19 protein-coding genes are annotated in these 22,242 nt (G+C 45.5%); 11 read left to right on the top strand and 8 right to left on the bottom strand.

Going from position 1 to position 22,242, the window contains the following annotated elements; all coding sequences use genetic code 11:
* Positions 1-16: 16 nt before the first annotated feature.
* Positions 17-1,366, top strand: coding sequence for a class II 3-deoxy-7-phosphoheptulonate synthase (locus EK374_RS10575; protein ID WP_127023011.1), 1,350 nt, complete (start codon positions 17-19; stop codon positions 1,364-1,366).
* Positions 1,350-2,441 carry a 2-dehydropantoate 2-reductase gene (locus tag EK374_RS10570; RefSeq protein WP_267898315.1) on the top strand — a complete coding sequence of 364 codons (1,092 nt, stop codon included), beginning with the start codon at positions 1,350-1,352 and terminating at the stop codon, positions 2,439-2,441. The genes EK374_RS10575 and EK374_RS10570 overlap by 17 nt, the downstream gene beginning before the upstream one ends.
* Here the strand turns inward: EK374_RS10570 and ppsR are convergent.
* Positions 2,438-3,247 (bottom strand): posphoenolpyruvate synthetase regulatory kinase/phosphorylase PpsR, encoded by an 810-nt coding sequence (ppsR, locus tag EK374_RS10565; RefSeq protein WP_127023005.1) that lies wholly within the window; start codon positions 3,245-3,247, stop codon positions 2,438-2,440. The two genes, EK374_RS10570 and ppsR, sit on opposite strands and share 4 nt — an antisense overlap.
* Positions 3,248-3,384: 137 nt before the next feature.
* On the opposite strand from ppsR, the gene ppsA reads away from it, so the two are divergent.
* Positions 3,385-5,760, top strand: a complete 2,376-nt coding sequence (ppsA, locus tag EK374_RS10560; protein ID WP_127023003.1) for a phosphoenolpyruvate synthase — start codon at positions 3,385-3,387, stop codon at positions 5,758-5,760.
* Between the two features lie 170 nt (positions 5,761-5,930).
* Positions 5,931-6,887, top strand: a complete 957-nt coding sequence (locus tag EK374_RS10555) for an ADP-ribosylglycohydrolase family protein (RefSeq protein ID WP_127023000.1) — start codon at positions 5,931-5,933, stop codon at positions 6,885-6,887.
* Positions 6,888-7,023: 136 nt separating this feature from the next.
* Here the strand turns inward: EK374_RS10555 and fur are convergent, their stop codons facing one another.
* A complete protein-coding gene (gene fur, locus EK374_RS10550; RefSeq protein ID WP_127022998.1) occupies positions 7,024-7,464 on the bottom strand; it encodes a ferric iron uptake transcriptional regulator in 441 nt (146 codons plus the stop codon).
* A 153-nt stretch (positions 7,465-7,617) separates the two neighbouring features.
* Between fur and EK374_RS10545 the strand changes: the two genes are divergently transcribed.
* Entirely contained in the window at positions 7,618-8,094 is a 477-nt protein-coding gene (locus tag EK374_RS10545; protein ID WP_127022996.1) for a DUF4442 domain-containing protein, read from the top strand.
* A gap of 38 nt (positions 8,095-8,132) precedes the next feature.
* Here EK374_RS10545 and fldA read toward each other — a convergent pair whose 3' ends face one another.
* The 4 genes from fldA to EK374_RS10525 form a co-directional block, all read right to left on the bottom strand.
* Positions 8,133-8,663 carry a flavodoxin FldA gene (gene fldA / locus EK374_RS10540; RefSeq protein WP_127022993.1) on the bottom strand — a complete coding sequence of 177 codons (531 nt, stop codon included), beginning with the start codon at positions 8,661-8,663 and terminating at the stop codon, positions 8,133-8,135.
* 12 nt (positions 8,664-8,675) lie between these two features.
* Positions 8,676-8,948, bottom strand: coding sequence for a LexA regulated protein (gene ybfE / locus EK374_RS10535; protein ID WP_127022990.1), 273 nt, complete (start codon positions 8,946-8,948; stop codon positions 8,676-8,678).
* A 14-nt stretch (positions 8,949-8,962) separates the two neighbouring features.
* Entirely contained in the window at positions 8,963-9,160 is a 198-nt protein-coding gene (locus EK374_RS10530; protein WP_053426051.1) for a DUF2788 domain-containing protein, read from the bottom strand.
* 64 nt (positions 9,161-9,224) lie between these two features.
* Positions 9,225-9,986 carry an alpha/beta fold hydrolase gene (locus tag EK374_RS10525; protein WP_127022987.1) on the bottom strand — a complete coding sequence of 254 codons (762 nt, stop codon included), beginning with the start codon at positions 9,984-9,986 and terminating at the stop codon, positions 9,225-9,227.
* Positions 9,987-10,231: 245 nt separating this feature from the next.
* Between EK374_RS10525 and seqA the strand changes: the two genes are divergently transcribed.
* The 3 genes from seqA to EK374_RS10510 all read left to right on the top strand — a co-directional run bounded on the left by seqA (position 10,232) and on the right by EK374_RS10510 (position 15,129).
* Positions 10,232-10,822 carry a replication initiation negative regulator SeqA gene (gene seqA / locus EK374_RS10520; protein ID WP_127022983.1) on the top strand — a complete coding sequence of 197 codons (591 nt, stop codon included), beginning with the start codon at positions 10,232-10,234 and terminating at the stop codon, positions 10,820-10,822.
* A gap of 9 nt (positions 10,823-10,831) precedes the next feature.
* Positions 10,832-12,478, top strand: a complete 1,647-nt coding sequence (pgm, locus tag EK374_RS10515) for a phosphoglucomutase (alpha-D-glucose-1,6-bisphosphate-dependent) (protein ID WP_127022980.1) — start codon at positions 10,832-10,834, stop codon at positions 12,476-12,478.
* 155 nt (positions 12,479-12,633) lie between these two features.
* Positions 12,634-15,129 carry a glycogen/starch/alpha-glucan phosphorylase gene (locus EK374_RS10510; RefSeq protein ID WP_127022977.1) on the top strand — a complete coding sequence of 832 codons (2,496 nt, stop codon included), beginning with the start codon at positions 12,634-12,636 and terminating at the stop codon, positions 15,127-15,129.
* Positions 15,130-15,191: 62 nt separating this feature from the next.
* Here EK374_RS10510 and EK374_RS10505 read toward each other — a convergent pair whose 3' ends face one another.
* On the bottom strand, positions 15,192-15,932 hold the full coding sequence (locus EK374_RS10505) for an alpha/beta hydrolase (protein ID WP_164731859.1): 741 nt from the start codon (positions 15,930-15,932) through the stop codon (positions 15,192-15,194).
* 224 nt (positions 15,933-16,156) lie between these two features.
* On the opposite strand from EK374_RS10505, the gene EK374_RS10500 reads away from it, so the two are divergent.
* The 3 genes from EK374_RS10500 to EK374_RS10490 all read left to right on the top strand — a co-directional run bounded on the left by EK374_RS10500 (position 16,157) and on the right by EK374_RS10490 (position 21,618).
* Positions 16,157-16,465: a hypothetical protein gene (locus EK374_RS10500; RefSeq protein WP_127022963.1), complete on the top strand. Its 309-nt coding sequence runs from the start codon at positions 16,157-16,159 to the stop codon at positions 16,463-16,465.
* A gap of 122 nt (positions 16,466-16,587) precedes the next feature.
* Positions 16,588-19,626 carry a D-2-hydroxyglutarate dehydrogenase YdiJ gene (gene ydiJ, locus EK374_RS10495; protein ID WP_127022960.1) on the top strand — a complete coding sequence of 1,013 codons (3,039 nt, stop codon included), beginning with the start codon at positions 16,588-16,590 and terminating at the stop codon, positions 19,624-19,626.
* 210 nt (positions 19,627-19,836) lie between these two features.
* Positions 19,837-21,618 carry an AsmA family protein gene (locus EK374_RS10490; protein WP_127022957.1) on the top strand — a complete coding sequence of 594 codons (1,782 nt, stop codon included), beginning with the start codon at positions 19,837-19,839 and terminating at the stop codon, positions 21,616-21,618.
* A 72-nt stretch (positions 21,619-21,690) separates the two neighbouring features.
* On the opposite strand, the gene fabA is transcribed toward EK374_RS10490, so the two are convergent.
* The gene (fabA, locus tag EK374_RS10485; RefSeq protein ID WP_008897443.1) at positions 21,691-22,203 is read right to left on the bottom strand and encodes a 3-hydroxyacyl-[acyl-carrier-protein] dehydratase FabA; all 513 of its coding nucleotides are present in this window, start codon (positions 22,201-22,203) and stop codon (positions 21,691-21,693) included.
* Positions 22,204-22,242 lie beyond the last annotated feature (39 nt).

The raw sequence follows: 22,242 nt of genomic DNA, 5'->3' as shown, positions 1-22,242 counted from the left end.
TATAGGACTACTTAAAGTGACGACCTGGACGCCTCAAAGTTGGCGAGCTTTTCCAATCCAACAACAACCTCATTACGATGATCAGGCTTTACTCAGCACTGTTGAGCAGCAATTGCACAAATATCCGCCTTTGGTGTTTGCGCAAGAGACTCGTGATCTCTTTAGTCAGCTTGGACAAGTGGCTGAAGGCAAAGCATTTTTACTGCAAGGCGGAGATTGTGCGGAGAGCTTTAGTGACTTTAATGCACCAAAAATTCGTGACACTTTTAAAGTATTGCTGCAAATGGCTGTGGTACTCACCTTTGCCGGCGGTTGTCCTGTAGTCAAAGTAGCACGTATGGCTGGCCAATACGCCAAGCCTCGCTCCAGCGATTTAGAAACCATAGCTGGTGTATCTCACCCTAGCTACCGTGGTGACATAGTCAACAGCTTTGAATTCACAGCAGAAGCCCGTAAGCCAGACCCAAACCGTTTGATGACGGCTTACCATCATTCAGCAGCCACGTTAAATTTGTTACGTGCTTTTGCACAAGGTGGATTAGCGGACCTGCATCAGGTTAGCCGCTGGAATCTGGGCTTTGTTGACGCCAATCCATTAAAAGGCCGCTACCAGGATGTGGCTCAGCGTATTCAGGAAGCACTGCGTTTTATGGAAATTTGCGGTATTACGGCTGAGAACTCGCCGTCAATTCGCGAAACATCTTTATATACCTCGCATGAAGCGCTGTTGCTGAACTACGAAGAAGCCTTAACCCGCCGTGATTCGTTAACAGGTGAATGGTATGACTGTTCAGCCCATATGGTCTGGATAGGCGAGCGTACCCGACAGTTGGATCATGCTCATCTTGAGTTTTTCCGTGGCATCAAAAACCCAGTGGGTGTGAAAGTGGGCCCGGGTATGGATGAAGTGGATTTATTGCGCCTTATCGACGCGTTGAATCCGGAGAATATTCCTGGGCGCCTGACGTTAATCACCCGAATGGGCGCTGATAAATTAGCTGAAAAGTTACCTGCTTTAGTCCGTCGGGTAGAGCGCGAAGGCCGTAAAGTGGTCTGGAGTTCAGACCCTATGCATGGCAACACAGTCAAAGCCAGCAATGACTACAAAACCCGTGACTTTGAAGCGATTTTGCGTGAAATCCGCTATTTCTTTGCGGTGCATCAGGCAGAGGGCACTCATGCCGGTGGTATCCACCTGGAAATGACAGGCGATAACGTCACTGAATGTACAGGTGGCGCTTATGGTTTGTCTGAAAACGATTTAAGCAAGCGTTACACCACTCAGTGTGACCCTCGGTTAAATTCAGATCAGGTGCTGGAACTGGCCTTCCTGATCGCAGATACCCTTCGTGCGGTTCGCAAATAAAAATCCAGCAGCTGAACTCTTGCCTGATCATTCAGCCAGGAGTTCAGCACCTCTGTGTATTGCCATAGTTGGAGCCGGTGCTATCGGCTGTTATTTGGGCACTATGCTCTGCCAGTCCCCAGACTTTGACGTAATGTTTATCGGGCGCGAGAGAATGGCGCTTGAGTCAGCAGCTTATGGTTTAACAGCACAGGACTTGGATGGTGCTTGTTATCAGGTGACATCACCCGTTGTTTACACTGAATTTGAAGCTCTGCGCAGTGCACAGCTGGTGCTGGTGACAGTGAAAGCTTTGGATCTGGAACTCGTACTCACCCAGATTTCCCATCATTTGTCGCCAGACTCTCTTGTGGTTGCTATGCAAAATGGCGTGGCTATAGCCCCCTTATACCAGCAGTTTTTAACCCAGACAGTACTCAGAGCCATAGTACCTTTTAATGTAGTAAAAATAAGCCCCGGGTTTTATGCCCGAACCACTGGCGCAGAGATGATCTGGCAACAGACTGAAGATGTGCGAATTCTGGCAGTGCTGAAGCAGTTGCAACGCCAGGGGATTCAATCAAAACAGCTGGTCAATATCAAAGCGGCTGAGTTTGGTAAATTGTTGCTGAATCTGAATAATGCCATTAATGCATTGTCAGATATCCCGCTACAACAGCAACTGTTGCAACGGTCTTATCGTGTATTACTGGCAGCTGCTATGCTGGAACTGCTGGATCTATGTCAACGCCTGCAGATAGAAACCTATTCCTACACCTCTGTTCCAAACCGCTTCATTCCATTCTTACTGAAAATGCCTGATTGGTTATTCAAACGACTGGCTAAAAAAATGCTGGCGATATCACCAGATGCACGTTCGTCGATGTGGGATGATATTCAGGCTGAAAAAGCGACCGAAATCGCCTTTTTAAATGGCGCTGTCGTGACTTTGGCCGAACAACTTGAGCTGGATGCTCCGGTGAACAGAATATTAGTTCAGCTAGTGAAACGCAAAGAGCAGGGCGAACCTATCCGGCTTTGTCCCTTGCATGCAGAACAACTACTGCAAGAGACTCGTGGTACTCAACGCCGTTAGTACTTTTGTCGTTTTAAGCCGGTTTGGGACAAAATTTTCGCTGATATTTCTTCTATTGATAAATGAGTTGAGTTTAAAAACGGAATTTTTTCCTTTTGATACAAGGCTTCTACTTCATCTAATTCCAGTTTGCATTGGCGCAATGACGCATATTTGCTGCCGGGCCGGCGCTGTTCACGGATTTTACTTAGACGCTCTGGTGTAATAGTCAGACCAAAGAGTTTGTTTTTTTGCTTTTTCAGCTCATCCGGCAGTCGCAACGTATCCATATCTTCCTGTACAAAGGGGTAGTTGGCCGCTTTGATGCCGTACTGTAAGGCCAGATACAAACTGGTAGGCGTTTTTCCGGAACGACTGACGCCCACCAGAATAATGTCGGCTTTGGCATACTCCTTTAAATTCATACCATCATCGTTGGCCAATGCATAGTTCACTGCATCAATACGGAAATCATAGGTTTTTTCATGAATGCTGTGAGTGCGGTGAGTTTTGGGCATCGCTGCTATGCCTAATTCTTTTTGCATAGGCTCAATAAAGGCATTTAAAAAGTCATAACAGACGCCATCACTGCTGTTTATGATATTTCGCAACTCTTCATCGACAAAAGTTTGGAAAATTAACGGCCGGATACCGGTAGTTTTATAACGATCGTTTATCCGTTGTTTAACTTGTAATGCGATCTGTGCGGTTTCAACAAAAGGAATAGTGATATGGTCAAACTCTGCCGGAAACAGTGACAGCAAAGCATGTCCGAACACTTCGGAGGTAATACCTGTGCCATCAGAGATATAAAAGGCTGTTCTCAAAATTTTCTCCTTTTGTCGTTATAAAATTACATTGGAAATTAAGGTTTTATTTCGTCTAACTAGCAGTGTAGAATTGCTTCGCTTTGTGGTTATCCATGTAAGCTTACATAACCTGCAACAAAAATTGGAGACTTATTGTGCAAGAATTCGTTGTTTGGTACCAGGACCTGGGCATGCACGACGTTCCTCGCGTCGGTGGGAAAAATGCTTCATTGGGTGAAATGATCAGCAACCTGGCAAATGCAGGGGTGCAAGTCCCTGGTGGTTTTGCCACAACTGCTTATGCCTTTAATCAATTTCTTGAACAGAGTGGTCTTAACGAGCGTATTTATCAACTGCTGGATGGCTTAAACGTTGATGATGTAACTGCTCTGGCTAAAGCTGGTGCTCAAATTCGCCAATGGGTGATTGATACTCCTTTTCAGCCTGAATTTGAACAAGCTATCCAAACCTCTTATCAACAATTGCAACAAGGCTGTGCTGAAGATGTCTCCTTTGCCGTGCGTTCATCTGCCACAGCAGAAGATATGCCAGACGCTTCTTTTGCAGGCCAACAGGAAACCTTTTTAAACGTTCGTGGTTATGCGCATGTGATTGAAGCCATTAAACATGTTTTTGCGTCACTATTTAACGACCGTGCTATTTCCTACCGTGTGCATCAGGGCTACGACCATCGTGGTGTAGCTTTGTCTGCTGGTGTACAGCGTATGGTGCGGTCAGACTTATCCGCATCGGGCGTGATGTTTAGTATTGACACTGAATCCGGTTTTGAAGATGTAGTTTTTGTTACCTCGTCTTACGGTTTAGGTGAAATGGTGGTGCAGGGCGCGGTAAACCCTGACGAGTTTTATGTACATAAGCCGACGGTGATGGCCGGTCGTCCTGCGGTGGTGCGGCGTAATTTGGGCAGCAAACTGTTACAGATGGTGTACTCAAAAGATCTGAGCCACGGTAAACAGGTCGTTATTGAAGACGTACCCGTCGCGAATCGCCAACAGTTTTCTTTAACAGACGCTGAAGTGCAGGAGCTGGCAAAACAGGCCATTATCATCGAAAAACACTATGGCCGCGCTATGGATATCGAATGGGCCAAAGATGGTCAGGACGGTAAGTTATATATAGTTCAGGCTCGTCCTGAAACAGTGCGTAGCCGCGAAGACAGTAATGAAATGGAGCGCTTCCAGCTGCAAGGCACAGCGCCAATCGTGGCTGAAGGTCGCGCCATTGGCCATAAAATTGGTTCAGGCAAAGCGAAAGTGCTGGCCAGCATAGCGGATATGGACCAAATCCAACCGGGTGATGTGTTAGTCACCGACATGACAGACCCAGACTGGGAACCTATCATGAAACGCGCTTCTGCTATTGTCACCAACCGTGGAGGCCGTACTTGCCACGCAGCGATTATCGCGCGTGAATTGGGTATTCCGGCAGTGGTGGGTTGTGGTGATGCCACTAAAAAAATTAAAAATGGTCAGGATGTGACAGTGTCCTGTGCAGAAGGCGACACAGGTTTTGTCTACGAAGGTATTTTAGGTTTTGACGTGATGACCTCTCGTGTTGACCAGATGCCTGCGCTTAAGATGAAAATCATGATGAACGTGGGTAACCCTGAACGTGCATTTTCTTTTGCTAAGTTACCCCACGCTGGTATTGGTTTGGCTCGTCTGGAATTTATCATCAACCGTATGATTGGTGTGCATCCAAAGGCCTTGCTGAACTTTGATGCTCAAACCGACGAGCTTAAAGCGACCATCAGTCAGATGATGGCCGGTTACAGTTCGCCAGTTGAGTTCTATGTTGGTAAGCTGGTGGAAGGTATTTCAACGCTGGCAGCAGCCTTCTCGCCAGAGCGGGTGATAGTGAGGATGTCCGACTTCAAGTCGAATGAATACGCTAATCTGGTGGGTGGTCGTCAGTATGAACCACACGAAGAAAACCCTATGATTGGTTTCCGTGGTGCATCACGTTATATCTCTGAAGATTTCCGTGAATGTTTTGCTATGGAATGTGAAGCCTTAAAGCGGGTTCGTAATGAGATGGGCTTTACTAATGTTGAAGTGATGATCCCATTCGTCCGTACATTGGAAGAAGCGAAAGCTGTGATTGAACTGCTGGAAGCACATGGTCTGAAACGCGGTGATAATGGCTTAAAAGTTATTATGATGTGCGAGCTGCCATCGAACTGCTTATTGGCAGAGGAGTTCCTAGAGTACTTTGATGGTTTCTCCATAGGCTCAAACGACTTAACCCAGCTGACTTTAGGTCTGGATCGCGACAGTGGCTTAATTGCTCATCTGTTTGATGAACGTAACCCGGCAATTAAAAAGCTGTTGTCTATGGCGATTCAAACCGCGAAAGCCAAAGGCAAATACGTGGGTATTTGTGGTCAGGGCCCTTCAGATCACGAAGATTTCGCGGCATGGCTGATGGATCAAGGCATCGATTCAGTGTCATTAAACCCTGATACAGTATTGGAAACCTGGCTCTATCTGGCAGAAAAATACGGTCAGTAAGTTAAACTGATGGAACCAAAAGCCAGCTTTAATGCTGGCTTTTTTATTTTTGAATATGAGCTATTTAATTGATTTTAAAGCGAAGTACTTGGCTTCTTGGCTGCAATACCTTATAAATTAGCTAAGTATAAAAATTAGCCGCTTAAGGCTTACTCACAACGGAGGTCAGCATGAGCGATCCGGTGCTCAAATCCAAAGCCCTTGGTTTGATGTATGGCTTATTGGCAGGAGAGGTTTTAGGCTCCGCCGTTGAAGGTCTTGAGCAAAATGAACGTGAAGAGCGGCTAGGCCTTGATCTGAGTGAAATTTTATTGCAAAACCCCTGGCAGACCTTGTCAGGTCAACCGACCGACAGCGGTGAGCTTGCTGTGTTGCTCTGTCGATTGTTAGCGCATTATGGTGAGTACCAGGAAGACGGGGCCTGGCAAGCTTATGAATACTGGCTCAGAACTGAACCCTTTTCTGTACCAGATGAATTAAAGCGCGCTTTGTTGAGTGAACCGGACGAAGAGTCTTGTGCTACTACTGCTTTAGCTCGCGTAGGTGCTGTGGCTTTGATGGTGCCTTATCAGTCTTTACCCCAGTTAGCGGCCTGGGCTATGGCTGATACCGCGTTAACTCATCCCAATATGTTGTGCCAGCAAGTCAGTGGTTTGTATGTGATGGCACTTGGTCATGTGCTGGAAAACGATTGTAGTGCTGATGAGTTATACCAATTGATCAAAGACTGGGCGTCACAGCTGAAAGTGGACAAACGCATTATACGTACTATTGATCAGGCGCTGTTTATGCCTCCGACTGATGCCGAAATGTGTGATACAACTGTTTTGGTGTGTTTTCAAAACGCTATCTGGCAGCTGTTGTATGCCCAGGATTATCTGGATGGCATGCTGGATACTCTGAAAAGAGGCGGAGATACCGCCAACAATGCGGCAGTAGCCGGCGCTTTACTCGGCGCTTGTTATGGTGTGGCTGAAGTGCCTGAATTGCTTCGAAATGCCATTACTCATTGCAGGCCGCTCAAAGGCCAGTTTGGTGTGCGCCAACCAAGGCCTGAGTGCTGCTGGGCCAATGAAGTGGAGTATTTAACAGAACAGATTTTAACAGGCACAAAAAAACCGGCATAGCAGCCGGTTTATGTACAGGACGTACGGTATGCCGAAAATGCAGGAGCGTATTTTAGGCGATGTACAGGACGTACGGTATGCCGAAAATGCAGGAACATATTTTCGGCGATGTAGCACGTTCAACCAAGTCAGTGACTTATTTGCTGTTACGGGTTTCTTCGCAGGACTTTTTATCCACGCACTCACCATACAGATACAAGCTGTGGTGAGTTAATTTAATGCCATTTTTCTCAGAAATTTCCAGTTGCTTACGTTCGATATCATCATCTTCAAACTCAATGACTTTACCGCAGTTTAAGCACACCAGATGATCGTGGTGATCCATACGGCTTAATTCAAACACCGATTTGCCACCTTCAAAATGGTGGCGGGACACTATACCTGCATCATCAAATTGGTTTAATACACGGTATACAGTCGCCAGACCAATATCTTCGCCTAATTCGAGCAAAATCTTATACACGTCTTCAGCGCTGATATGCTGATGATTAGGATCTTGCAAAATATCGAGGATTTTCACTCGTGGCAGGGTAACTTTGAGGCCTGCTTTACGTAATTCGGTATTATGATCTGACATGGACTGTTCTACTCTTTCTTGAATTTCAAATGATTATAAGGCCATTACCGACAGAAGCAACCTATAAATCTGCCCGTTGATAGCAGCAAAGCGCAGACAAAGCTCAAACAAGACGTTAGAATCTTGCTCAACAGGTCTTACCAGAGGTTTCTTATGCGTTGGGCGTTTAATCCGGCCGTGATGCGGCATTTATTAAATTTGTGGCCACCATTTTTTTTCACAGGCATTAAGGTGGTGGAGTTGTCGCTGGACTATAGATGGTGCAAGGTAGAGCTGAAAAACCGGCCCTGGACGCGCAATATCAATAGCAGCCAGTTTGGGGGTTCTATGTTTGCGATGACTGATCCTATTTATCCTTTAATGTTGATGGGGGCTTTGGGCAAAGAATATATGGTGTGGGATAAGCAGGCCGATATTAACTACATCACACCAGGCCGCGGTAAGTTAACTGCTGAATTTTTGCTGACGGATAGCGAACTTGAGCACATCAAACATCAAACCGAAGCAGGGGATAAGTTTTTCCCTGATTTTGTCGTGCATGTTAAAGACAGTAAAGGTGAGTTGGTGTGCGAGGTTAAACGTAAAGTATATATTCGGAAAAAGCCTAAATATCGCGTTCCATCTCAATAAAACAAAAAGGTCAGAGTTGAAACTCTGACCCTTAGAGATTACAGATTCTCGAGCTCTTTTAAGCTCAGTTCATCATAAATCTGCTTACACCATTGTTTGACACGTTGTTCCGTCAGTTCTGGCTGACGGTCTTCGTCTATGCCTAAACCGACAAAATGATCGTTGTCTGCCAGTGCTTTGGAAGCGACAAAGTTGTAGCCTTTGGTTGGCCAGTGACCAACAATGATGGCGCCTTTAGGTTCGATAATATCGCGTAGGGTGCCCATAGCATCCAGAAAATATTCGGCGTAATCTTCCTGATCACCACAGCCAAAAATCGCTACTAACTTGTTGTTAAAGTCGATATTTTCCAGCTCTGGGAAGAAGTCGTCCCAATCACATTGGGCTTCACCGTAATACCAGGTTGGAATGCCTAACAGCAACAAATCATAACCGGCAATTTGTTCTTTTGTGCTTTTGGCAATATCCATCACATCAAACAAATGCTTGCCCAGCTCTTTTTGAATCATTTTTGCGATATGTTCAGTGTTACCTGTATCGCTACCAAAAAATATACCTACAGTTGCCATAACTTTCGCCTTCTACCTGGTCAACGCTTGTTCTAAAACCCATTCTATATAGGCGCTACGTGTCATATTCTGTTGCTCTGCAGACAAACTCAGCTGTTCATACAACTGTTCAGACACTTTGCACTCTATACGCTTTAAACCTTTACTTCGATCGCGTTTGATTTGATTGCGCTTGTTCAGCTTGAGCTGTTCTTCCCGTGGCAAAGGGTTGGTCCTTGGCCGGCCGGGACGTTTTTCATGCGCAAACAAATCTATTGTTGTGCGATCTGTGGCTATTTTAGCCATGTCGCGCACCTCATTTATTCGACAAAAAACTCAAAAATCACTTTAGCTAAAAAAGCTGCTGGTGATAAAAACAGCACTAACCACACAAAAATTTTGCCAAAACGAGGGGCGTTACTTTTTTTCAGTACATCCCAAATGGCCATCACAATAAACAGATACAGGGCACCTACACCCAGAAAAAGACCCAGAGTCTCAAACTGCTCAATATTCATAATGACTCATCAGCCCTTAAAAATTGCGCGCACTATAGCACAATTTTATTGGGAATTAATTGCGTTAACTCAATAAAAAGTCTGTGACAATTTTTGCAAAAGCTACAGGTTTTTCGGCGTGCAACCAATGTCCTGTGCCCATAATGACTTTTGCTTTACTCTGTGGAAACAATTGCTGGATCAGGCTTTGATGCTCTGGCAACAGATAATCCGATTCTGCGCCTTTAATAAAAAGCGTTGGGCCTGTGTAGGGGCCTTTGCTTGGTGGAGCCTCTAACAACTGCTGATAATTAGCGATCAGAGCTTTAATATTAAAGCGCCAGCGGAATCGTTCATCTTCTTTATATAAGCTTTTGAGCAAAAACTGCCGTACTCCGGTTTCGGCTATAGACAAAGCTAACTGCTGATCTGCTTGTTGCCTGCTTTGTAAATTGCTCAGATCGATACTGTCCAGCGCGGACAATATTTCAAGGTGGCGTGGCCTGTTTTGCACTGGCGATATATCGGCCAAAATCAATTTATTCACACGCTGAGGATAGCGTAATGCAAATTCCATCGAAATTTTGCCCCCCATCGAATGCCCTAATAATGCCACCTTATCCAAACCTAAATGATCGAGAGTATCTTTGATATCCTCTGCCATCAACGCATAGGACATGGTATCTTGCCAATCAGAGCGACCATGATTACGCATGTCCAGATTGACCACTTGCCAATGTCCTGCCAAAGCACGGGCAATCACGCCGAGGTTCTCGTAACTACCAAAAAGGCCGTGGATCAATACAATAGCTTGACCTTGGCCTGTGATCTCGGTATGTAATATCATTATTTTTTCCGATTTAACGACCTTATTTATGACATTGTTGCATGGTAGCAAAACTGCTGGCTGGCGTCAGCGACTACCTCTTTGTATAGCCAAAGTAATTGGTGTTGCAGGGAGGCGACAAGTGATTGAGAGCCCAGGAGCATAGTTCACCTATGTGACTGGGGGAAAGCGCGCAGTCAACAAAGCTGCAGCTTCAAGTACGAAGGGTATATAATGGCTTCACTTTTAAAATGCGGACTAACTTCATGAAAACCATCGAAATAGATGACGATCTTTATCAATTTATCGCCAGTCAGACTCAACAGATTGGTGAAAGCGCCTCTGATATTCTGCGCCGTTTACTGATTGTTAGCCTGACAGAAGCGCAAGCTCCGGTTGTACCAGTTGCACAAAAAACGACTGAAGTACAGGTAAAAGAGGAGACTAAGCCAGAAGTAAAACCGGCTGCACAGGCGGTAGTCGAAAAAGCAGTTGCTTCAGCTGTTCCTGTAGGTAAATCGAGTTCTGTTTTTGATTTTATTAGCCCACAGGATCTGTCTGCTGAACAAAGTGTTGTTGGCCGGTTTTTGTTTATTTTATCGGCATTATCCCGCGCCCACCGTGGTGATTTTGCTCAGGTACTGGAAATTAAAGGCCGTAACAGATTATATTTTGGTCAGTCCGAGGCTTCATTATTAGAGGCGGGCAGCAGTACCAATCCAAAACCTATTCCAAATACGGATTTTTGGGTGATCACAAATTCGAACACCACACGCAAAAAAATGATGCTGACCGAAGTGGCCACTAAACTTGGCTACGACGCAGCAGAGGTAGAACGGATCCGCGATTTGTTATAAGGAGAGTTTATGTCGTTACATCCGCTGGCTGGGCAAACAGCACCAGCTGCCGTGTTACCTAATATAGCGCAATTGATGGCCGCTTATTACAGTCTGACCCCTGATGTGGCCATCGCCAGTCAGCAGGTTAGTTTTGGTACTTCGGGCCACAGGGGAGGCGCTCTACTCAAGTCTTTCAACGAGCAGCATATTTTAGCCATAGTGCAGGCCGTTGCTGAGTATCGCAAACAACAGGGCTTTAGCGGACCGTTATTTCTGGGCAAAGACACGCATGGCTTATCAGAGGCTGCATTTGTCACTGCATTACAGGTGCTGATTGCCAATGGCGTAACAACCCATATTCAGCAAGACGGCGGTTTTACGCCTACACCTGTGATTTCCCATGCAATTTTGGCTTATAACAAAGGCCGTACCAGCGATTTGGCTGATGGTTTAATCATTACACCTTCGCATAATCCGCCGGAAGATGGTGGCATTAAATACAATCCACCTCATGGCGGTCCTGCGGACACTGACGCCACAGATTGGATCCAAAAGCGTGCCAATGATTTGCTGGCTACTCAGTTAAATGGTGTGAAGCAGATCGGTTATGAAGCAGCGCTGCAGTCGCCTTTGTGTGTCAAAATGGATTATGTCCAGCCTTATGTGGATGATCTGGCTAACGTGATCGATATGGCTGCTATTGCCAAAGCTGGTGTGAAAATAGGTGTCGACCCTCTAGGTGGTTCAGGCATAGCGTTTTGGCCTGTGATTGCCAAAACCTATGGTTTGAATATTAGAGTAGTCAATGAACGGGTTGACCCGGCTTTTAGCTTTATGCCTTTGGATAAAGATGGAAAAATCCGCATGGATTGCTCCTCCGCTTATGCGATGGCAAATTTAATCCAACTCAAAGATCAGTTTGATGTAGCTATTGGCAACGATCCGGATTTTGACCGTCATGGCATAGTGACCCGCAGTGGCGGCCTGATGAATCCAAATCATTATCTGGCTGTGGCGATCAACTATTTATTAAGCAATCGACCTTTATGGTCAACCAGCCTGGCTATAGGCAAAACGCTGGTGTCTTCTGCTCTGATCGACAGAGTCACCGAAGGCCGTGGTCGTAAAGTCTATGAAGTACCAGTAGGCTTTAAATGGTTTGTCGATGGCTTGTATAACGGCACTGTATCTTTTGGTGGTGAAGAAAGTGCGGGGGCTAGTTTCCTGCGCTTTGATGGCACAGTGTGGTCAACAGATAAAGACGGTTTTATTCTGGGATTATTGGCGGCAGAAATGCTGGCAAAAACCGGAGTCGATCCTTATCAGCAGTACCAGGCACTGACCAAAGAGTTTGGTTCGCCTTTGTATCGTCGTCTGGATGCAGCAGCTTCTGCTGAGCAAAAAGCAGCACTGAAAAATCTGGATGTCAGCAGTGTAAAACAGACAGAACTGGCAGGCGATACCATATTTGCAGTGCTTACAAAAGCATCAGGTAATGGTGCCAGTATTGGTGGTGTGAAGGTCGTTACGAAAAATGGCTGGTTCGCCGCACGGCCCTCCGGTACAGAAAATAGCTACAAAATTTATTTAGAAAGTTTTGTGGATCAAACGCATTTAATGCAGCTTGAATCTGACGCCAAAGCCTTTGTGGATAAGGTGTTCGACGCAATTTAAGCACCTGAAACAGCCTGTTAGCGTGTTGTAATAAAATTACGGTGACAGGCTTTATTTTTGCTAATTCTTGACTATTGTCCGCCATTTTTGTAATTTTTCTACAAACACAGTTATAAAAAAAAGCGGCTCACCGCTCATCAAACCGGGATTTGGCAATGAAAAAAACGACTTCAAAGGCAACAGCTTCAGTGGCTATTGCGGACCTTCCAAGCACGGAAGAACTAAAAAATAATATTATTAAACACTTGCACGGTAGCCTTGGCACAGATGTAAATAAGGCCAGCCCACAAGCCTGGTGGCGAGCTACCTGTGCTGCAGTCAACGAATACGTATACGATGGTCTGCGTAACACTCAGCGTACTCACTACCAACAAAACACCCGCGCTGTGCATTATTTCAGTCTTGAATATTTAATGGGCCGTTTGTTCAGCAACAATCTGCACAACTTAGGCGTCTATGACGCAGCTAAAACTGCGTTGGCTGAGCTTGGCTTGAATATCGCTGATCTGGAAGATCAGGAAGAAGACATGGCGTTGGGTAACGGTGGTTTAGGTCGTTTAGCAGCTTGTTTTATTGACTCTATGGCGACTTTAAATTACCCGGCCATAGGTTATGGTATTCATTACGAAAACGGTTTGTTCAAACAAGAGTTTTCAGATGGTCGTCAAATTGAACGTCCGGACAGCTGGCGTGAATATGGTAACCCGTGGGAGATTTGCCGTCCTGAGTCTATTCAGGAAATCTCAGTCTACGGTTACGTCGAAACAACTTACGACCTGCAAGGCAAAATGAAAAAGGTCTGGCACCCTGGCCGTATTATCAAAGGTGTGCCTTGGGATATTCCTGTGGTTGGTTATCAGGGCAGCTCAGTCAACGTTTTACGCCTGTGGGAAAGCCGAGCCAGTGACTTCTTCAACTGGGACGTATTTAACTCAGGCGGCTACATCGACGCGGCACGTCAGAACATCGAAGCTGAAACCATCTCCAAAGTACTGTATCCAAATGATGAAACGGACGCAGGTAAAGAGTTACGCTTAATTCAGCAGTATTTCTTCTGCTCATGTTCATTGAAAGACATTATCCGTCGTTACAAACGGGCTAATGGTGATGACTGGAGTAAGTTCCCGGACCAGGTGGCGATCCAACTGAATGATACTCACCCTGCTGTAGCTATTCCTGAACTGATGCGTATTCTGGTGGACCGGGCTGAAATGAGCTGGGACGAGGCCTGGAATATTTGTCAGAACGTATTTGCTTACACCAACCATACCTTGTTACCAGAGGCTCTGGAAAAATGGTCAGTACGCTTATTTGAAAAAGTATTACCGCGCCATTTAGAAATCATTTACGAAATTAACCGTCGTTTCCTGGTTGAACAAGTAGATGTGTTATGGCCAGGTGATAACGAGAAAAAGCGCAAGTTATCTATCATCGAAGAAGGCCATGAACCTATGGTTCGGATGGGTCACTTGTCTGTGGTCGGCTCGTTCCGTGTTAATGGTGTGGCCGAAATTCACTCTGAGTTGGTGAAATCAGATTTATTCCCGGAAATGGTTGCATTATGGCCGGATAAATTTACCAACGTAACCAACGGTGTGACCCCACGTCGCTGGTTAAAAGCCTGTAACCCACGTTTAGCCAAGTTACTTGACCAAACTATTGGCGATGAATGGCCACGTGACTTAAAACAGCTGAATAAGTTTGCTGCTTTTGCTGATGATCCTGCCATTCAGGATGCTTTTATGGCCATCAAACAGCAAAATAAAGCTGATTTAGCGACAGTAGTGAAGAAACTGACCAATATCAGTATTGACCCTCATGCTATTTTTGATATTCAAATCAAACGTTTGCATGAATACAAACGTCAGCATCTGAACTTGCTGCATATTCTTGCTTTGTACCGTCGTATTCTGCAAAACCCGGATTACGATATGGTGCCACGCGTATTCCTGTTTGGTGCGAAAGCAGCTCCGGGTTACAAGCTGGCCAAAGAAATTATTTACGCTATCAATAAAGTGGCTGAGAAGATCAACAACGACAAAAGGGTGAAAAACCGTCTGAAAGTGGTCTTTATGCCTAACTACCGTGTCACATTAGCGGAGAAAATGATCCCGGCTGCTGACGTTTCAGAGCAAATCTCTACCGCAGGTAAAGAAGCTTCTGGTACAGGTAATATGAAACTGGCGTTAAACGGTGCTATCACAGTAGGTACGCTGGATGGTGCAAACATTGAAATCGCTGAGGAAGTAGGGCCGGATAATATTTCTATCTTCGGTTTAACAGTGGATGAAGTAAAAGCACTGCAAGCCAAAGGCTACCATAGCTGGGATTACTATTATCAGGATGCTGAAATCAAAGCCATTCTGGACTGGCTGGAAACGGATTACTTCACGCCAGGTAAACCAGGTGAATTGTCTGCCATTAAACGCAGCCTGCTTGAAGGCGGCGATCCGTATTTAGTACTGGCTGATTTCCAGTCATACGTGAAGGCACAAGAGAAGGTGGACGGTTGGTACCGTGATCAGGCTGGTTGGGCGAAAAAAGCCATTCTTAATACTGCACTGATGGGTAAATTTACCTCAGACCGTTCTATTGAAGACTATGTAGAAAAAGTCTGGAAACTGGATCCTTGTAAGATCAGTCAGCAATAAAAACTGTTCGCAGTGAATAAAAGCCCGGTTTTGCCGGGCTTTTTTACGAAAAAGCAAAGCTGTTATTCAAATAAACCAAGCACACGCAGAGTTTCATTAATAAAAATAGCAGCCTGATCGGCTTGACTGATGGTTGCTGCGCACTCGCCAGTCGTACTGTCGCTATACCAACCAAACTGTGGATGGTTTCCTCCGGTGATTTCAAGGTAAGTCGTAGTAGCTGAAGGCAAGTTATCTGTCGAATTATTAATGTCTTCTAAAGTCGTCTGGCAATCATTGGTACCGTAAATACTGCTGACTATTGTGTTGCTCGTAGCTATGGATGTGCTGTCTTGTGGATAGGATGCCAGCAATACCAGGCCATCTTCAGGGTTATCTACTATGTATTCAACCGCCGCTACACCACCTACCGAGTGTCCGCCTACAACAAAGGCGGAACAGTGGGCAGTGGCATGAGCATCCTTTTTAGCATCATCAGCTGCATTGATTTCCAATAGCGCGAATCCCAGTGGCACTTTCAAAATAAAGCTGATATAGCCGGCTTCAGCTAAGGCTCTGGTATAAGGAGCATAGGCATAGGGACTGATAAAACCACCAGGGTAAAAGGCAAAGCAAACGGATTTACGCGCCGTACTCTCTACGGGTAAAAAGCGAATGTAGTCCCACTTATCATCGACCTGGACTGCGCTGTCGGTCTCCATTGCAGTCCAGGCTTCATTCAACACAGTTCCTTGACCTCCTGCGAACACACCACAGGACGCCACCAGCAAGGTTACAGCACTTAACAACGTTGTTATTTTCATTTTTACCTCCAATGTTAGTGAATTGCACATGCACAAGATGTACAAATAATAAGCTACAACAGGCATAATGACATAACAACATATCATTACTGATTGAAGTAAAATTTGTTATAGTTAGTTACAAATCAAGGCGTAGTATCTGTTCCTGCGGTGTTGTAATTCGAAATTGTTGCCCCAATTACATAATCAAGCCTGATTGAGGCGTTTTAGAAGAGAATGAACAGATGAATTTTCAACAGCAAACCCAGCAATGGCAGGCCTTATTCCGTCAGAGACAGCAGGGTAGTTTACTCAGCCGTATGCTGATGTGGCTGGTTGCTGGCATTATGTTGGTGTTTGCAATGGGTGTATTGCTTTTTGTATTGATGCTGAGCTGGTTACTTATTCCGGTGTTTTTATACAAAAGACATCAGCTACGCAAACAAGGTAAGTCGTTTTTCCAACAAGCACAGCAACACCAACCAAGCCGTTCGTCAGAAGGTACTGGCCGGGTGATTGAAGGCGAAGTTTTGGAACGTAAAAACGACAACTAAGCGACTCATCCGCAAATACAAACAAAGCAGGGCATTGGAAAGGCTGTAATTTTTTTCGAGCGCCCTGACCATCCATCCTGCTCTTTGGTATACTCGGCCCAGTTCTAAATCTGGTGCGTCTTATGATCCCGAAGTTAACTGCGACAGAAACACTTAATCCATCGGTACAATCTTATATCACAGCGTTAACAGCTGCTGGATTTGCTGGCGATATTGAAGTTAGTTACGCCAGCCGCTTAGCCGTTGCCACAGACAACAGCGTCTATCAACAGCTGCCTGCTGCTGTGTTATTGCCTAAATCAGCTGCTGATGTGCAGCTGATTTGTTCTTTGGCTCAGACAGTCAGTTTTAGCGGTATCAAATTCACGCCTCGAGGCGGCGGTACCGGCACCAATGGTCAGGCCTTAACCTCTGCAGTGGTGGTCGATTTATCCCGCCATATGCGTGAAATCATAGAGATTAATGTCAAAGAACGTTGGGTGCGGGTGCAGGCAGGTGTGATTAAAGATCAGCTGAATGCCTTTTTAAGACCCTATGGCTTTTTCTTCTCACCGGATTTATCCACCTCAAACCGCGCGACTATAGGCGGCATGATCAACACAGATGCTTCAGGTCAGGGCTCTTTGATGTACGGGAAAACCAGTGATCATGTGTTATCCCTCGATACTGTGCTGATCGATGGCACGCCGCTGCATACTCATGCCATGCCGATAGTTCAGGCAGAACAGTTGGCACAACGGCAGGACAGCGTTGGAAGGGTCTATCGTCAGGTGATCTCCAGTTGCCGCGATTTCCGTGCTGATATTTTAGAAACCTTTCCGCGTTTAAATCGTTTTTTAACGGGCTATGACTTAGAGCATGTGTTTAATGATGATCTAAGCCAGTTTGATCTATCCCGGGTTATTACAGGCTCTGAAGGCTCTTTGGGTTTTGTGGTTGAGGCCAAACTCAATATCACGCCCATAGCCAAATACAAATGTCTGGTCAATGTAAAGTACGACAGCTTTGAAAGTGCGCTGCGTAATGCGCCATTTTTAGTAGCAGCTCAGGCGACTTCAGTGGAAACTGTCGACAGCAAAGTGCTGGATTTAGCACGTAACGATATTATTTGGCATCAGGTCAAAGACTTTATTGAAGATGTGCCAGGTAAGACCATGCTTGGCCTGAACATGGTTGAATACAATGCTGAAGACGAAGCCGATATGGCGCAAAAGGTTCAGCAGTTAGAAGCACGGCTGCAGCAGTCGCTTGCAAAAGGCGAGTCGGGCATCATTGGTTATCAGCTCACCTTTGACAACAACGCTATTAACCATATTTATGCGATGCGCAAAAAGTCAGTTGGCCTTTTAGGCAACGCCAAAGGCAGCAAAAAACCAATTCCTTTTACGGAAGATACTGCGGTTCCTCCGGAAAATCTGGCTGATTTTATTATGGAGTTCCGTGCCCTACTGGACAGCCATGGTCTGACCTACGGCATGTTTGGTCATGTTGATGCTGGTGTGCTGCATGTTCGTCCAGCTTTGGATATGTGTGACCCGGAGCAGGAAAAGCAGTTACGCGTTATATCAGACCAGGTGGTCAAACTAACCGCTAAATACGGCGGTCTGATGTGGGGCGAGCATGGCAAAGGCTATAGAAGTGAATATGGTCCTGAGTTTTTTGGCGAAGCGCTGTTTACTGAGCTGCGTAAAATCAAAACCGCGTTTGACCCCTTTAACCGTGTCAACCCTGGCAAAATCTGTACGCCTATCGACAGCAGCGAACAATTGGTTAGTGTGGATGATGTCAAACGTGGGTTTTATGACAGGCAAATTCCTGTTGTCGTAAAAGAGAGTTTTGACAGCAGTTTAAATTGTAACGGCAATGGCCTTTGTTTTAACTACGAAGAAAATTCACCTATGTGCCCGTCCAGTAAAGTCACCAAAGACAGACGGCACAGCCCCAAAGGCAGAGCGGGATTAATGCGTGAATGGCTGCGCCTGATGAGCAATCAGGGCGTGGATGTATTAGCGCAGGAGCAAGAGCTTCTGAATAAATCTCAGACGCTGTCTGGTGTAGTTGCCAAAATCAAAAACAGCTGGCAGAAAAAGCAGGGCCAGTATGATTTCTCCCATGAAGTGATGGAGGCAATGGAAGGCTGTCTGGCCTGTAAAGCCTGTGCTGGCCAGTGCCCAATTAAAGTGGATGTGCCATCCTTCCGTGCCCGTTTTATTCAGCTGTATCACAGCCGTTATTTACGTCCGGCCAAAGATTATCTGGTCGGAAATATTGAGCGTTCGGCACCACTTTTGGCCAGCATGCCAAAACTGGTCAATTTTTTCCTGCGGCAAGGCTGGATGGCAAGCCTGCTGAAAAAGACAGTGGGTTATGTCGATACACCACAATTATCGGTTCCGACCTTAAAGCAAAGAGTAGAGGGCAACTACAGCTTTGATTTAACGGTGCTGCAAGCTCTGCCAGACGCTGAAAAGCAAAAGTTGGTGCTGTTGGTGCAGGACCCTTTTACCAGCTTCTACGAAGCTGATTTAGTGGCTGACGCGCTGAAGCTGATAGAGAAACTGGGGTTTAGGCCTGTGTTGTTGCCATTTTTACCCAACGGTAAACCGCAGCACGTTAAAGGCTTCTTACGCGATTTTGCGAAAACAGCAAAAACAGCTTCTGATTTTTTAAATCAGGTGGCAGCCTTAGGTGCACCGCTGTTAGGCCTGGATGCATCCTTAGTGCTGGTGTATCGCGACGAGTATGTCAAAACCTTAGGCAATCAACGCGGTGATTATCAGGTGGCTTTATTCCACGAATGGTTAGTGAAACAAGACTTACCTGCTATTCAGAGCCAGCAGAGCTTTAGTTTACTGGCACATTGCACCGAAAAAACGGCGCTGCCAGCGACTGAAAATCAGTGGAAGCAGATTTATGCCAAAGCTGGGTTAGAACTCAAAGCTCTGTCTGTCGGCTGCTGCGGTATGGCCGGTACTTATGGCCATGAAGCGCAAAATTTGGCTAACAGCAAAGCACTGTACGAGATGAGCTGGCAACAACCTGTGCAAAACACCGGTGCCGATCAAGTGTTGGTGACAGGTTTTTCTTGTCGTAGTCAGGTGAAACGTTTGGAAGGCGTCAAGCCTAAACATCCATTGCAACAGCTACTGCAATTGCTTTAGAGCATCTTTTTAAAATTCAGGGACAGGGAGGACATCACCTGTCCCTGTCTATTTTCATCTAAATCTCTTTCTATAAAAACGAGCTGAATGTCATTTTTCGCCCCTCCAGTAATATAACCCAATAAAAACTATCAAGTTCAGCTTAGGTTTATGCCATTGAGCTATGCTAGCCATTAGCTTTTTAATAACTTCACCCAAAGGAAGATGGATATGAATTGGTTTAAATGGCTGCTCGCGGTCGTGGCAGGTTTTATCGCAGTAGCTGCCTTTTATCTACTGGTCGTGTTTGATTTAAATGACTTTAAAGCGGAAATCACCAAAAAAGTTGAACAGCAAACCGGACGAGAACTGCAGATAGCAGGGGATATTAGCTGGACCATTTACCCTAGTCTTGGGCTGTCACTGACCGATGTAAAATTATCCAATCCAAAGGGTTTTGCACCAGAGCAAATGCTGGAAGTATCTGATTTAACCGCTGCAGTAGCTTTGATGCCACTGTTTAATAAGGATTTGCAAATTCAGCAGCTGCATTTAGATGGTGTCACTGCCAATCTTGTCAGCCGAAAAGACGGCAGTTCCAGTATGGATGGCCTGACTGCAGATAAAAGCACTGCTCCCACAGAAACTGGACCTGCAACCAGCCAACAACTGCAAGTGCAGGATCTATCCATAAGCAATCTGCAATTAAATCTGTTGAGTGAAGACAGTCCAGAGCAGCGATTAAGCTTGAAATCACTGAAATTAACTGATTTTAAAGCCAACGAATGGGCGCCATTGGACTTTGAACTGGTCGTGTTGTCTGGCCAAACCCAGCTGGATGTCAAAGGTTCTGCGCAATTGCAATTGAGTGAAAACAATCAGTTAGTGCAGCTGAAAGACTTTGTCCTAGAGACTGATTTTACCGGAGGCCCTGTCAAACAGCTTTCTCTAAAGACAGAGTTAAAACTGGCTCTGGATAAAAAACAGCTGGAGTGGCAGTGGAAAAAGTTACAACTGGATCAGATCAAAGGTTCAGGCCAACTGTCAGTGAATTTCGTTAAACAAGCGGTGATTAAACTGGATCTGCAGCTGGATGAAGTGGACACCGCTTCTTACATCTCTGACAACAGCGAGGAGCAGGCAAGTACGACAGCTCAGCAAAACAACGCCGAACCTGATTTATCAGCGCTGCGCCAATTTGATCTGGATTTAAAACTGGCAGTGAAGACATTAAAAGCTGCGGGCCTGCATACAGAAAACCTGCAATTGGAATTGATCAATAAAGCGGGGCTGGTTCAAATTCAAAACGCCAGCGCAGATTTATACCAAGGCAAAGTTCTGGCCAAAGCTACACTGGATGCCCGCAAAACACCTGCCAGCTATAGCTTCAATAAACAACTGTCCGGCCTGGCGCTGCGGCCTATGCTGATGGATGGCGCTGCTATTGATTTATTAAGTGGCACAGCAAAATTGACCATCGAAGGCAAAGGTCATAGTTTATTACCGGAGCAGATCAAGAAAAACCTGCTGGCTACAGGCAGTTTTGACGTCACGGATGGTTCTTTATATGGCGTGAATATCGCGCAAATGATTAGAAACGCCAAAGCTACATTGAAAAACGAAGCACAAACTACAGACAATGCAGAGCAAAAAACCGATTTCTCCAGCTTAACCGGCAGTTTTAACCTGACTGATGGGGTGTTGTCGAACCCTGATTTAAAAATGGCAGCCCCTTTGTTACGACTTGCAGGCAAAGGTTCAGCTAACTTACTGAATGAAGAATTGGATTATCAGCTAAGTATCGCATTGGTAAATACGTCAAAAGGCCAGGGTGGTAAAGAGAAGGATGATCTGGCAGGTGTTGAAATCCCTCTTAAAATCAGCGGTACTATGCAAAATCCTAAGTATTCACTGGATACCAAAGCTTTATTGGAAGGCCAGCTGAAAGATAAAGTCGAAACCCAAAAAGAGAAGCTGAAAAACAAACTGTTGGAAAAACTTGGCGGGCTTTAACTGCCTCTCATGGTTTAAAGCATAAAAAAACGGAGCTTATTAAGGCTCCGTTTTTTTACATCTAATTCAATTTTAGAATGCAGAAGTATCCTGGAATAAACCTACTTTCAGCTCTTTGGCTGTGTAGATCTCACGACCATCCACACTGACAGAGCCTTCAGCAATACCCATAAACAACTTACGTTTAATCACACGGGTCATGTCGATGCGATAGGTAACTTTCTTTGCTGTTGGCAAAATTTGGCCAGTGAATTTAACTTCGCCCACACCTAAAGCACGACCTTTACCTGGGCCACCAGCCCAGCCAAGGAAAAAACCTACCAATTGCCACATAGCATCCAAACCTAAGCAACCTGGCATCACCGGGTCGCCTTTGAAGTGACAATCAAAAAACCACAGTTCAGGGTTGATATCAAATTCAGCGATAATTTCCCCTTTGCCGTATTTACCACCTTCTTCCGAAATATGGACGACACGGTCGATCATTAGCATATTGTCGACAGGCAACTGACTGTTACCTTCGCCAAATAATTCCCCACGGCCACAGGCCACTAAATCTTGTTTTGTAAAGCTATTCTTAGTCATGTATGTTAGATCCATCATCAAGGCTGGGCCACTTTAGCG

It is taken from the genome of Rheinheimera mangrovi (genome assembly GCF_003990335.1).
Classification (GTDB): domain Bacteria; phylum Pseudomonadota; class Gammaproteobacteria; order Enterobacterales; family Alteromonadaceae; genus Pararheinheimera; species Pararheinheimera mangrovi.
Note: the sequence above shows the minus strand (reverse complement) of the source record. Positions and strands in the feature narration are given on the sequence as shown.